Raw genomic sequence first — 12,518 nt, 5'->3', positions numbered from 1 at the left:
CAGGCTCCCTCAACACCCATTTTAAGAAACTGGACCTCAAGGCCGCCTACTTCGCTCCCTGCCATCTTCGCTCCCTCGGCATCGGCCTGCCGGCCCTTGAACTTTTGAGACTCATCCCGGGCCTCAACATTGAAAACGTCGAGGCCGACTGCTGTGGCCTGGGCGGGACCTTCGGCTTCAAAAAGGAAAAGTACGACATCTCCCAGGAGATCGGGAGGGATTTAAAGGAGGCGATCGAGCGTCTCCACCCCGAGGTCGTTTTGACCGATTGTGAGGGGTGTCGCCTTCAGATCCGTCACCTCACCGGCCTGAAGGTGCTCCACCCGGTCCAGATTTACCGAGACGCCTTGAAAGGAAGGGAGGCCTCACCCGATCAATAGATTCTCCACATCGGCGATGCTCTCGAAGACGAAGTCGGGTTGCTCGGGAGTGTGTTTGTACCGCATGAGGGCCTTCTCGTCGGTGACGCCGGTGAGGACGATGCCCGTGGCGATGCCAGCTTCCTTTCCCATCCGGATATCGGTCTCGAGGCGATCCCCGATCAGGATGCACTCCTCCCGCGCCAAACCCAAGACTTCCAAGAGGGTCTCGACCATGAGGGGAGAGGGTTTGCCCACGATGAGCTCCACCTTCTTTTCGGTCACGGCCTCGATGGCCGCGATCATCCCCGCACAGTCCGGGATCTCACCCCCTTCGACCGGGCAGGTTCGGTCGGGATTGGTGGCGATGAAATGGGCCCCGAATCTTTTGATCGCCTGGAAGGCGATGTTCAATTTCCGGTAGTCGAAGGTCCGGTCGAAGGCCGCGATCACATAGTCGATTTCAGAAGGCTCCTCGGTGACCGTGAAACCCGCCCGTTTCAGCTCCTCGATGAAGGGGGGCTCTCCGACCACGAAGAGCCTCGCCTCCGGGGCATGCCTCTTTAAATAGTGGACCATGACGAAGGTGGAATTGATGACCTCTTCGGGCCGTGTGGGAATGCCGAGGCGGGTCAATTTGGAGGCATAATCCTCGCGGGTCTGAAGGGGTTTGTTCGAAAGAAAGACGACCTTTCGGCCCGATCTCCGGAGCCTCTCGATCACCCGCTCTGCCCCGGGGATCAAACGGTCCCCTAAATAGACCGTCCCATCGAGATCGAAGATAAACCCTTTGAACATCTCTGCGGCCTTCGGCTAACCCACCCTGCTCCGTCTAAAATACGGACCTCAGGTCAAGGCAAGGCACTTCTCCGGATTGAGGTAGAGAAAGAGGCTTTCCCCTTCCTCATGTCTCCTATCATAGGGGGCTTGAACTCGGATCAGGGTATGGTCCACTTGGACGAAGTAATTGAGGATGTTTCCCAGATAGGCCCGATGGACGATCCTCCCTTTAAGGAGGTTCTCCTCCTTTTCAGGTGGCCGGTCATAGAGTTCGATGTCTTCGGGCCGGATGGAGAGGTGGATCCTCTGATGGGATGCGATGGCTTCGGAGTCGAAGACCCGGCAGAGGATCGTCGGGCCAAATTCTGTTCTGACGGAGATCCAATCCTTCTCTCCCCCAATGTCGACCACCTCTCCGGGGATGAAATTGGTCGTGCCGATGAAATCGGCGACAAACCGATTGGCCGGTCTCTTATAAATCTCCTCCGGCGGTCCGATCTGGACGATGTTGCCCGAATCCATCACCGCGATCCGGTCCGAGATGACCATGGCCTCGGCCTGATCGTGGGTCACATAGACGGAGGTCATGTTCATCCGCCGAACCAGGCTTTTGATCTCGAACCTCATCCTCTCTCTCAATTTGGCGTCGAGGTTGCTCAGCGGTTCGTCCAGCAACAAGACCTTGGGATTCCTCACCAGGGCCCTGGCCAGGGCAACCCGTTGCTGCTGGCCCCCACTCAGTTGGCTTGGATATCGCTTATCGAGCCCCTCCAATCCGACCAAGGCCAACGTCTCCCTTACCTTCTCTTTGATGACCTGTTTGGGCAACTTCTGGAGCTTCAATCCATAGGCCACATTATCAAAAACCCTCAGGTGGGGCCAGACCGCGTAGTTCTGAAAGACCATCCCGATCTCACGCTGCGAGGGCGGGACAAACCCTTTTGAGAACATGGGCCTTCCCTCGATCACCACATCCCCTTCATCCGGCCTCTCGAGGCCGGCGATGCACCTCAGGGTCGTTGTCTTTCCGCATCCGCTTGGCCCCAGCAGGGTCAGGATCTCCCCTTTCGTCACCTCCAGGTCGATATGGTTGATGGCGACCGTAGCGCCGAACTTTTTATAGAGTCTTTCGATCTTGATGAAGGCCATCAATACTTCCCCCCTGAGGAGCCCCAGGCCGCTCCCAGGATCCCGCCGCCGACCCTGGCCACGATCAAGAGCAAGATGAAGATGATCACGATCATGAGAAAGGCCATGGCCCCTGCAATCCCGAACTCCATCCCTCTGTGCCAGTTGAGATAGATGCCGATGGGCAGGGTCTCCCATCCCCCTCGATAGAGAAAGATCGCGGTCGAGATCTCCTGAAAGGCCATGATGAAGAACATCACCAGACCGACGAAGACGCCCTTGAGCAGCAAGGGCAACGAAATGTTCACAAAGGTCTTGAATTTTCCCGCTCCGGAGACCTCCGAGGCCTCTTCCAGGGAGACATCGAGCTGTAAGTAGGAGGCATGGGCCATCCGCAGAAAATAGGGAAGGCGCCGAACGAAAAGGGACAGGGGCATGATGATCCAGTGGGTCGCCAGCGGGATGCCGTGCCAGAAGGCGAGCAGATAGCTCACCCCGACGGCGATCCCAGGAAAGGCCAGCATCAGGGTGATGATAAAATCGAGGGCCTCCTTCCCACGCACTTTCGTGCGGGTGATGAGATAGGCCGCAGGCAGCCCGAAGGCCACCCCGAACAGAAGGGCCACCGCGCTGAAGAGAAAGGAGTTCTTGAGGAGCATGGGTGTTTCGAGGAAGATGAGCCTGAAATTGTCCAAGGTCCAGTAGGTGGGAAAGGGCTGGAGGACCCACCGTCTCGAAAAGGCCGAGAGCCCGAGCACGATGGGGATGAGCAAGACCAGCAGGGCGATGAAAAACATATAGGTATAGGCGCCCGCCTTGGTCAATAGTCCGGCCTCGATGATCCTTCCCTCGAGCGTGGTCCCTTTGGAGAGGGCGGTGTACTTCTTTCTCTCCACCCATCTCTTGGAGGCCAAAAAGATCCCCACGCAGATGAGGGAGGAGACCACCACCGAAACGATGCCCATATACTTCCGGTGCATGTCGGTAAAATGGTAGGCGATGTTGATATAGGCGATCGAGGGGAGATAGTCCTGTTGCCCGAAGATCAGGGGGGTCAGCCAGTCCGTGAAAGGCCATAAAAAGACGATCACCGCTCCGGCAAGATAATTCGGACTGGTCAGCGGCAGCGTCACCGTCAAAAATCTTTTAAATCCACTCGCCCCTTCCACCTCGGCCGCCTCCTCGAGAGACGGGTCGATGTTGGTGAACCCTGCCGAAAGGCTGAGCACGATGAAGGGCAGCAGATGGAGAGACTGGATGAAGACCAGGCCGTGAAGCCCGAAGATGAAATTGATGGGTTTGGCGATCACCCCCCACTCCATCAGGAGGAGGTTCAGGGTTCCCATCTTCCCGAAGAGGACGATCAGGGCAAAGGCCCCGGCGTAGGCAGGCAGGACGATGGGAAGGAGGATGAGGGCCGTGAAGAGGACCTTTCCCTTCAACCGGTACCTTGCGAGGATGTAAGCCAGCGGCAATCCCACCAAGGTCGTGGTGGCCAGGACCAACATCGCCAAGAGGAGGGTATTGCCGAAGGTCTTGAAATAGTAGGGGTCCTTAAAGAAGTCGATATAATTCTGAAGGCCGTAACGATCGGTCCCGGCGATCTTAAAACTTTCGATGAGGAGGAAGGAGAGCGGGTAAAGGACGAAGAGGACGATGACCGACCAGAGGATCGCGGAGATGAGAAGGTTTCCCCGGGACATGGATTCCCCTTGGAGAAAAGGGTTGGGGTGAGCCCCACGCTCACCCCCGCCTTCCCCACGGTTGAATTTAGAGGGTTACTTGACCAGCAAGGTTCTGGCCTCCGTGGCCGCAAGCCTGGCGGAGGCATAGGCCCCTTCGTACTCAAAGAGCCTTCGAGCCTCTTTGATCTTGGCCTCCGCCTTGGTGATGTCCAGCCCTCTCTTTTTGGCCGCCTCGATCTCGCCTTCGACCTCTTCGATCAAAAAGAGGCTGCTCTTCAGCTCCCGCCATTTCCGGTAGATCTCCATCTCATAATAGCGGTTGACCTCGTCCCATCGCTTCGTGGCCAGTTCGAGATTGTAGTTGATGAAACCGACCTTCATGTCCCAGAAGGAATCCACACCCAAGGCCTCCTGGGCATGTTTGGCCATGGCCACTCCCTCTTTCTCCCAGACCGAGAACTTGATATCCGTCCGGGCGGGGAAGTAACGACCCTCAAGCACATACTTCTGCCCCTCCAAGCTGAAGAGCCAGTCGATGAAGATCTTCCCGTTGGCCTCGTTGGGCGCCCCTTTAAGAAGTCCCACGGCTTCCGGGACCAATATGGTCTTATCCGGAAGCAGATCCCTGACGGGATAACCATCCGCCCTTGCACCCATCGCATTCATCTGGGGCTGGGCGATTCCGATCGGCACCTCCCCACGGTTGACCATATGGAGGGTATCGACGCTTCCGGTCGAAAATCTCGCTAACTGGGCCGCAAGCAGACGGTTATAAGCCCATCCCTCCTTCTCTCCGAAACTCTGGAGATGGATCTCGATCACCTCGTGCTGGGTCCCGGAGGCATAAGGGAGGGTCTGTACGATATATTCCCGGTAGATGGGATTGAGCAGATCCTTCCAGGTCTTGGGAACGGGCAATTTCAAGGCCTTCAGGACCCTCTCATTGTAGATGTTGGTGACGATCCAGGGGGCGAAACAGGTCCACATGAACTTCTGGTCTTTCACCATCATGCCGCCCCAGGTCGCGGGGATCTTATCCCAATCCTTCGGTTTGTATGGGACGATCAGCCCTTCCTTCTCCATCACCTCGAAAGCGGGGGCACCGGCGCCTAAAAAGACGTCGGCATCCGGCTTTCCCTTCCACGCCCTCACCTTATCGACGCAGACCGGCCACCCACCTGGCCGGATGAAGGTGATCTCGATCTCCTTGTTATAGGTCTTCTTGTAATATTCTTTGAAACCCTTCATCAGGCTGTCGGACAGCTCTTTGTAAACCGGGCCCACCCAGCCCACCTTCTCCTTCTGCGCCTGAATTTCGGCCGGATAGGTTGATAGCAGGAGGATCATGGCCAACAGGCAGAGACCTGTTAGAAGAACCTTTCCGTTCATGCGAAGCCCTCCTTTCGGGTGAATTTTTTCACCATCTTAATTTACCTTTTTGAAAAAAGTCAAGAAGTGGGGACAGGCCTAATCGGAGCAAAAATTGACAATCCCTCTTCGAAATTTTATGATGGTTCAAGGTCATTGAATGAACGCCCTTCTCCTTTATCCCGAGGTCCCGGAGACCTTCTGGAGTTTCAAACACGCCCTCAAATTTATCCGAAAAAAGGCCACCTCCCCGCCCCTCGGGCTTCTCACCATCGCCTCTCTGTTGCCCCGGAAGTGGAACAAACGCCTGATCGATCTCAACGTCAGGAGACTGACGCACGAGGACCTCTCGTGGGCCGATGTGGCCCTGGTCAGTGCCATGATCGTCCAGAGGGACTCCGCGCGCAAGACGATTGCCCGATGCAAAGAGGCCGGCCTTCGGGTCATCGCAGGAGGCCCCCTTTTTACCACGGAGTATGACCAGTTCGATCAGGTGGACCATTTCGTCCTGAATGAGGCGGAGTTAACCCTTCCCCCCTTTCTCGAGGACCTGGCCAAAGGCTCTCCCAAACGGCTTTACTCCACTTCCGACTTCCCGGACCTCAGAAAGACCCCTCCACCGATGTGGGAGCTGATCCGTCTGAAGGATTACGCCTCCATGCCGGTCCAGTTTTCCCGGGGCTGTCCCTTTAACTGCGAATTTTGTAATGTCACGACCCTCTTCGGTCACAAACCCCGCACCAAAAGTGCCGCCCAGATGATCGAAGAACTGGAGAGGTTGTATCAAAGGGGTTGGCGCGGAGGGGTCTTTTTCGTGGACGACAACCTCATCGGAAACAAGACGATTCTCAAGAACGAACTCCTTCCCGCCTTGATAGAGTGGCGGAAGGACAAGAGAGGATTCCTCTTCAATACCGAAGCCTCCATCAATCTTGCCGATGACCTCCCCCTGATGGAGAAGATGGTCAGGGCAGGGTTCGACAAGGTCTTCATCGGCATCGAATCGCCCAACGAAGATGGCCTGGCGGAATGCAGTAAAAAACAGAACCTGAACCGGAACCTTGTCGAAGATGTCAAACGGATCCAGAGGGCAGGCCTTCAGGTCCAGGCCGGATTCATCCTCGGATTTGATAGCGACTCTCCCCTCACCTTTCGGCGGCTGACGGATTTCATCCAAAAAACCGGGATCGTGACCGCCATGGTGGGATTGCTCCAGGCCCCTCCGGGCACGAAGCTCTACGAACGGCTGAAACAGGCAGGCCGTCTCCTCGACCGCCTCTCGGGAGACAACGGGGATGGGACAACCAACATCATCCCTGTCATGAACCGGGAGGTGCTCGGAAAGGGGTACCGTGAAGTCCTTCACTACCTCTATTCACCCCGGACCTATTATCAGCGGGTGAAGACCTTTCTCCGGGAATATCATCCTCCCAAGATTTACTTTCCTCTAAATTTCCGAGGGCTATCCGAAAATGCCTACGCCTTTTTCCGTTCCATGGTCCGCTTGGGCATCGTGGGAAAGGAACGTTTCCAATATTGGAAGCTCTTTCTCTGGACCCTTGCCCGGAGACCGAGGTCCTTTCCCCTGGCCATTGAGCTGGCCATTTACGGATTCCATTTTCGCAAGACCACGGAGGGTCAACGGCCTAAGGCCAAGACCCATGGCTTGACTTCGAAGAGAAAATCCATTACATAGAGAATTAAAAGGATCTCCGAGCTTTCTTCCTAAATCCCAGAGGGATATGGAAGACGGCCGATAGGGTATGGCTGGAAACGGCCCTACCTCCCGTGTTTGGAAAGGAGATGGAAAAGGAGACACGAGCCGATTTCCTAACACGGGAATCGGCTTTTTCATTTTGCAACGTCTTTCAAGGGTTCCGGTTCCTCCGTTGGCGAGGCGGTCAGGGATGAAGGGTTTCTTTAAGGTTCAGACGCCGGATCAGCTCCTGAAGAAGCTGGATCGATTCCGGCCCCTTTCGGTCGAGGAAATTCCGCTCGAAGCATCGCTCCACCGGGTCCTGGCGGAGGATGTGGTCTCTTCAACGGACATCCCCGAATTTCCCCGTTCAACGGTAGACGGATTTGCCCTGAGGGCGAAGGATACCTTTGGAGCCTCCGAAAAGAATCCTGCCCTCCTCCGCGTGGTGGGCGAGATTCCCATGGGAAGGCCCCCGAAGATCTTCCTGAAGGATGGGGAGGCGGCCAAGATCGCCACCGGAGGGATGATCCCGGCCGGGGCCGATGCTGTGGAGATGATCGAGTATACGGAATGGGTCGATGCTCACACGATCCATGCCTTTAAGGCCCTCTCCCCATACGAAAATGTGATTCAGGTCGGGGAGGACCTTCGGGCAGGAGAGCGCTTGCTACGGAGGGGCATCCTCCTCCGTCCAAGGGAACTTGGCCTCCTTGCGGCCATCGGAAGGGCCCGGATCCTGGTCTATCTCAGGCCCAAGGTGGGTGTCCTCTCCTCCGGGGATGAGATCATCCCTGTGGAGCAGAAACCCGCTTCGGGTGAGGTAAGGGATATCAACCGATACACCATCTCCTCCATGGTGACGGAAAGCGGGGGCATTCCCCTCTTTTTCGGAATCGCCAAAGACCGCTTTGAAGATCTCAAGGAGAAGATCGGAAAGGCCTTGAAGGAATCGGATATGGTGGTGATCACCGGCGGGAGTTCGGTGGGCACCCTCGACCTCGTGGCCGAAGTCCTTCAATCCTTCCCGGGAGGGGAAATCCTCGGCCACGGATTATCGGTCAGGCCGGGAAAGCCAACCCTCCTTGCGGAGGTGGAGGGCAAGCCCTTTCTGGGCCTTCCAGGCCATCCGGTCTCGGCGATGATCATCTTCCACCTCGTCGGGAAACCCCTCCTGAACCTCCTTTCCGGCCTTGAGGAGGAGGCCAGACCGAAATGGAGATGGAGGGTGAAGGCGGGCCGAAACATCCCCTCTGTTGCCGGCCGCGAGGATTATGTGAGGGTGACCCTGACCGAAAAAGATGGGGCCCTTTGGGCCTTCCCCCTCTTCGGGAAGTCAGGGGCCATTGCCCACCTGGCCAAGGCCGATGGCCTTCTAAAGATCGATATCGATGCCGAAGGGCTTGAAGAAGGGGAAGAGGCAGAATTGGTCCTTCTATGAGGCGGAATATTTACCTTAAAAAAATCTCTCTAAAGGAAGCCCGAGAGATCGCCTTGAGGATGGCCGACCTCATCCGGCTTGAGCAGGAAACCCTTCCGGTCACTCAAGCCTCGGGAAGGGTGACGGCCGAACCGATCTTTGCCAAAGTCTTCTCTCCGCCCTTTCACTGTGCGGCGATGGATGGGATTGCGGTCCGGGCAGAGTCGACCTATGGCGCCTCGGAAAGCCTTCCAAGAGTATTGAGGGTCGGTCAGGAGGCCGTCTTCGTCAATACCGGGCAACCCATCCCACCGGGGATGAACGCGGTCATCATGATCGAAGAGGTCCACCAGATCGGCCCGGATGAGGTCGAAATCCGGCAGGCCGCTCATCCCTACCAGCATGTGAGGTCGATCGGAGAAGATATCATCGCCACCGAGATGGTCCTTCCGGAAAATCATAAGATCACCCCCTACGATCTCGGGGCCTTGCTTGCCAGTGGCCACCGGGAGATCGCCGTGAAGAGACAACCCAGAGTTCTGATCCTTCCTACCGGCTCGGAGCTCGTCGATCCCGAGACGCTCGACCTCTCCAGGCCGTTGGATAAGATCATCGATTCGAACTCCTATGTGATCGCCCATTTGGTCCGGGAAGATGGAGGAAAACCGATCAGGTCTCCCATCGTGGAGGACGACGCCGAGAAGATCAGACAGGCCCTCCTCGCCAAGGTCGAGGAGGTCGATCTCATCCTGATCCTTGCCGGCTCCTCCGCCGGCTCGGAAGACTATACCCGCCTCCTCATCGAAACCTCGGGAGAGGTCTATGCCCACGGAATTGCCATGATGCCCGGGAAACCGACCCTCCTCGGAAGGTTTCTCCATCGACCGATCGTGGGCATTCCCGGCTACCCGGTTTCGGCCATCATGGCCTACGAAGAGCTGGTCCGACCCTTGCTCTATCGAACCCTCCATCTCACCGAACCCAAACGGATCAGGATCAAAGCCATCCCCTCGAGGAAGATCCCCTCGAAGCTCGGCACTGAGGAGCTTCTCCGGGTGAACGTGGGCAAGATCCAAGAGAGGTATATCGCCTCTCCCCTTCCCCGGGGGGCAGGGCTCCTCTCCTCGCTCACAAAGGCGGATGGGATCCTTCGGATCCCGCCCGATTCGGAAGGGCTCGAAGAGCAACAGGAGGTCGAGGTCGAACTCCTCAGGCCCCTTGAAGAGATTCACCATACGGTGGTGATGGTGGGGAGCCATGACCTCACCCTCGACCTCCTCGGCCGGTTTCTCCGCCAAACCTATCCCCCCCTCTTTCTCTCCTCCCATTCCGTTGGAAGCCTTGGGGGGATCCTCGCCATCAGGGACGAAATCTGCCATTTCGCGGGCATGCACCTGCTCGACCCAGACACAGGGGAGTATAATTTCCCCTACCTCCGGAAATACCTGAAAAAGGTCGACTTCAAGGTGATCAATCTCGTCCACCGGGAGCAGGGGTTGATCCTCCAAAGAAACAATCCAAAAGGGATCAAAGGGTTGGCAGATCTCGTGAGGGAAGACCTCACCTTCGTCAACCGCCAAAAAGGTTCTGGCACCCGGATCCTTCTGGACCAGGAACTTAAAAAACTCTCTCTCGATCCGGCTCGGATCAGAGGATATGAAAACGAAGAGTATTCTCATATGACCGTGGCCTCGTTGGTGGCCCATGGCCGGGTGGATGCGGGTTTGGGGATCCTTTCGGCCGCAAAAGCGATGGGGCTTGACTTTATTCCCATTGTCAGAGAACGCTACGACCTCGTCATTCCCGCCTCCCATCTGAAGGACGAAAGGGTCCAGAAGGTGATCGAGACCATCCGCTCGAAAAGGTTTAAAGAAGAAGTCCTCCGGCTCGGGGGCTACGATGTGTCGATGACGGGAGAAGAACTGTTAAGCCCATAGTCGGGGGTTCAGGGGGGAAGGGAAAGGAAGGGCCCCGGTTCGGGTCCCCAACGCAGCCATCGGGCTCTTATCGAGAAGATGTTATTCGACCCTTTTCAACGAAGAATCAACTACCTTCGCATCTCGGTGACCGACCGGTGCAATCTGCGCTGTCGGTACTGCATGCCTGAGGAAGGGCTCGCCCTGACGCCCCATGAAGAGATCCTCACCTATGAAGAGATTTTGAGGATCGTTCGCGTCTTTGTGAGAGAGGGAATCTCTAAGGTCCGGTTAACCGGAGGAGAGCCTCTGGTCCGGAAGGGGATCATCGATTTTGTCTCTAATCTCTCCCGGATCGAAGGGATCAGGGATTTGAGCCTGACGACCAACGGCCTGCTCCTGGGAGAGTTCGCCGGGCAACTCAAAAGGGCGGGGCTGAAGAGGATTAACATCAGCCTCGATACCCTGGACCGCCAAAAATTTTTGGAGATCACCCGGAGGGACGGTTACGATCGGGTCTGGCAGGGAATCGAAGAGGCGATCAGGGTCTCCCTCTCCCCTATTAAAATCAACATGGTGGCCATCCGGGGGTTCAATGACGATGAGATCGAATCCTTTGCCCGGCTCACCCTCGAGCATCCCCTGATTGTGCGCTATATCGAATATATGCCCGCAGGAAATGGGGAGGAGTGGAGGGAGGGCCATATCATCACCACCTCCGAGATCAAGCGTCGCCTCGAGGAGATGGGAAGACTGATCCCCCTTCCCCTCGATCCTTGGGACGGCCCCGCCCGGCGATATCGGTTCGAAGACGCCAAGGGAGAGATCGGCCTGATCGGACCGGTGAGCGATCATTTCTGTGGCCGTTGCAACCGATTGCGCTTGACCCCTGACGGGAAGATCCGGACCTGCCTGTTTTCCGATGACGAAATCGAGGTCAAGGGGTTCCTCCGAAACGGCGGAAGCGACGAGGATGTCCGAAAACAACTCCTCATCGCGCTCAACCAGAAGCCGGCGAGGCATCCCCTCAATACGAACCAGTTTAAAAAATGCCAGAGGAACATGTCGGCCATCGGAGGATGAGAAAACGCACCCCTCCCCATGGAAATCAAAGGCAAACCTTAAGGAGAGACCCATGCCGAAGTTGACCCATTTCGACCCGGAGGGCCGGGCCAGGATGGTCGATGTCAGCGGGAAAAGAGAGACGCTCCGGGAGGCCATCGCCCGGGGGTCGGTGTTCATGAAACCCGAGACCTTCAAACAGATCCTTTCCGGGAAGGTGGCCAAAGGGGACGTCCTCTCCGTCTCGAAAATTGCGGGGATCATGGCGGCCAAAAAGACCTCGGACCTGATCCCGATGTGCCATCCCCTCAACCTCTCCCATGTGGAGATCCATTTTCATCCGTTCGAGGAGGAGAGCCGGATCGACATCGAGGCGACGGTGAGGATCAAGGCCAAGACCGGCGTGGAGATGGAGGCCCTGGTGGCGGTGGCCACGGCGGGATTGACCCTTTACGATATGTGCAAGGCCATCGATCGGGGGATGGTGATCTCGGACATCCATCTCGTCAAAAAGACCGGGGGGAAAAGCGGGACCTACCGAGCTCGGAGGCGATCATGATTCGCGGTCAAAGGGGGAAGGTGCTGGCCGTAAATATCAGCGATGAGAAAGGCACCAAGAAGAGAAATGTTCAATCCTGTACCGTTTTGAAACACTTCGGCCTCCGAGGGGATGCCCACGCGGGCCCCTGGCATCGGCAGGTGAGTCTTTTGGCTAAAGAATCGATCGAAAAGATGAAGGAAAAAGGGCTGCCGGTGGGCTTTGGGGATTTCGCCGAAAACATCACGACCGAGGGGATCGACCTCGTCCATCTTCCCCTCGGCACGGAGATCCGTATCGGGGATTCGGTGCTTCTCCGGGTCACCCAGATCGGGAAAGAGTGCCATGAGCGGTGCGCCATCTATTACCAGGCCGGAGACTGCGTCATGCCGAGGGAAGGGATCTTCGCGGAGGTGATCGAAGAAGGCGTGGTGAAGGTTGGAGATGAGATCATCATCGAAAAATCGGAAGGACGAAATCCAAATCCGATGGCCCCTGACGGAGAGGGTTGTTGATTTGACGACCCGATGGGTTTCGGAGGTCGAGGCTCGATCCTCGTCATTAAG

General features: G+C 56.8%; 11 protein-coding genes and 1 riboswitch. Of the genes, 7 read left to right on the top strand and 4 right to left on the bottom strand.

Going from position 1 to position 12,518, the window contains the following annotated elements:
* On the top strand, positions 1 to 380 hold a 380-nt coding region (locus N3G78_06035; GenBank protein MCX8117472.1), incomplete at its 5' end, for a heterodisulfide reductase-related iron-sulfur binding cluster.
* Here the strand turns inward: N3G78_06035 and N3G78_06030 are convergent.
* From N3G78_06030 to N3G78_06015, 4 genes are all read right to left on the bottom strand, one after another.
* Positions 366 to 1,157, bottom strand: a complete 792-nt coding sequence (locus tag N3G78_06030) for an HAD-IIA family hydrolase (protein ID MCX8117471.1) — start codon at positions 1,155 to 1,157, stop codon at positions 366 to 368. The two genes, N3G78_06035 and N3G78_06030, sit on opposite strands and share 15 nt — an antisense overlap.
* A gap of 48 nt (positions 1,158 to 1,205) precedes the next feature.
* On the bottom strand, positions 1,206 to 2,288 hold the full coding sequence (locus tag N3G78_06025; protein MCX8117470.1) for an ABC transporter ATP-binding protein: 1,083 nt from the start codon (positions 2,286 to 2,288) through the stop codon (positions 1,206 to 1,208).
* The gene (locus N3G78_06020) at positions 2,288 to 3,970 is read right to left on the bottom strand and encodes an iron ABC transporter permease (protein MCX8117469.1); all 1,683 of its coding nucleotides are present in this window, start codon (positions 3,968 to 3,970) and stop codon (positions 2,288 to 2,290) included. The genes N3G78_06025 and N3G78_06020 overlap by 1 nt, the downstream gene beginning before the upstream one ends.
* Before the next feature lie 75 nt (positions 3,971 to 4,045).
* Entirely contained in the window at positions 4,046 to 5,341 is a 1,296-nt protein-coding gene (locus tag N3G78_06015; GenBank protein MCX8117468.1) for an extracellular solute-binding protein, read from the bottom strand.
* A gap of 139 nt (positions 5,342 to 5,480) precedes the next feature.
* On the opposite strand from N3G78_06015, the gene N3G78_06010 reads away from it, so the two are divergent.
* The 6 genes from N3G78_06010 to N3G78_05985 all read left to right on the top strand — a co-directional run bounded on the left by N3G78_06010 (position 5,481) and on the right by N3G78_05985 (position 12,467).
* The gene (locus tag N3G78_06010; GenBank protein MCX8117467.1) at positions 5,481 to 7,016 is read left to right on the top strand and encodes a B12-binding domain-containing radical SAM protein; all 1,536 of its coding nucleotides are present in this window, start codon (positions 5,481 to 5,483) and stop codon (positions 7,014 to 7,016) included.
* Between the two features lie 2 nt (positions 7,017 to 7,018).
* A riboswitch (molybdenum cofactor riboswitch) is annotated at positions 7,019 to 7,139 on the top strand.
* 88 nt (positions 7,140 to 7,227) lie between these two features.
* A complete protein-coding gene (locus N3G78_06005) occupies positions 7,228 to 8,457 on the top strand; it encodes a molybdopterin molybdotransferase MoeA (GenBank protein ID MCX8117466.1) in 1,230 nt (409 codons plus the stop codon).
* Positions 8,454 to 10,373 (top strand): molybdopterin biosynthesis protein, encoded by a 1,920-nt coding sequence (locus N3G78_06000; protein MCX8117465.1) that lies wholly within the window; start codon positions 8,454 to 8,456, stop codon positions 10,371 to 10,373. The genes N3G78_06005 and N3G78_06000 overlap by 4 nt, the downstream gene beginning before the upstream one ends.
* 78 nt (positions 10,374 to 10,451) lie before the next feature.
* Positions 10,452 to 11,435, top strand: a complete 984-nt coding sequence (moaA, locus tag N3G78_05995) for a GTP 3',8-cyclase MoaA (protein MCX8117464.1) — start codon at positions 10,452 to 10,454, stop codon at positions 11,433 to 11,435.
* Positions 11,436 to 11,487: 52 nt separating this feature from the next.
* Positions 11,488 to 11,973 (top strand): cyclic pyranopterin monophosphate synthase MoaC, encoded by a 486-nt coding sequence (gene moaC, locus N3G78_05990; protein ID MCX8117463.1) that lies wholly within the window; start codon positions 11,488 to 11,490, stop codon positions 11,971 to 11,973.
* Complete coding sequence (locus tag N3G78_05985; GenBank protein MCX8117462.1) at positions 11,970 to 12,467, top strand: MOSC domain-containing protein; 498 nt, start codon at positions 11,970 to 11,972, stop codon at positions 12,465 to 12,467. The genes moaC and N3G78_05985 overlap by 4 nt, the downstream gene beginning before the upstream one ends.
* Positions 12,468 to 12,518: the final 51 nt, after the last annotated feature.

This window comes from Thermodesulfobacteriota bacterium, assembly GCA_026415035.1.
GTDB lineage: Bacteria > Desulfobacterota > BSN033 > BSN033 > UBA1163 > RBG-16-49-23.
This window is presented reverse-complemented; position numbering and strand designations above follow the sequence as displayed.

Coding starts and splice junctions, on each gene's coding strand:
- N3G78_06030 (MCX8117471.1), bottom strand. CDS start 1,157: ATGTTCAAAGGGTTTATCTTCGATCTCGATGGGACGGTCTATTTAGGG.
- N3G78_06025 (MCX8117470.1), bottom strand. CDS start 2,288: ATGGCCTTCATCAAGATCGAAAGACTCTATAAAAAGTTCGGCGCTACG.
- N3G78_06020 (MCX8117469.1), bottom strand. CDS start 3,970: ATGTCCCGGGGAAACCTTCTCATCTCCGCGATCCTCTGGTCGGTCATC.
- N3G78_06015 (MCX8117468.1), bottom strand. CDS start 5,341: ATGAACGGAAAGGTTCTTCTAACAGGTCTCTGCCTGTTGGCCATGATC.
- N3G78_06010 (MCX8117467.1), top strand. CDS start 5,481: ATGAACGCCCTTCTCCTTTATCCCGAGGTCCCGGAGACCTTCTGGAGT.
- N3G78_06005 (MCX8117466.1), top strand. CDS start 7,228: ATGAAGGGTTTCTTTAAGGTTCAGACGCCGGATCAGCTCCTGAAGAAG.
- N3G78_06000 (MCX8117465.1), top strand. CDS start 8,454: ATGAGGCGGAATATTTACCTTAAAAAAATCTCTCTAAAGGAAGCCCGA.
- moaA (MCX8117464.1), top strand. CDS start 10,452: ATGTTATTCGACCCTTTTCAACGAAGAATCAACTACCTTCGCATCTCG.
- moaC (MCX8117463.1), top strand. CDS start 11,488: ATGCCGAAGTTGACCCATTTCGACCCGGAGGGCCGGGCCAGGATGGTC.
- N3G78_05985 (MCX8117462.1), top strand. CDS start 11,970: ATGATTCGCGGTCAAAGGGGGAAGGTGCTGGCCGTAAATATCAGCGAT.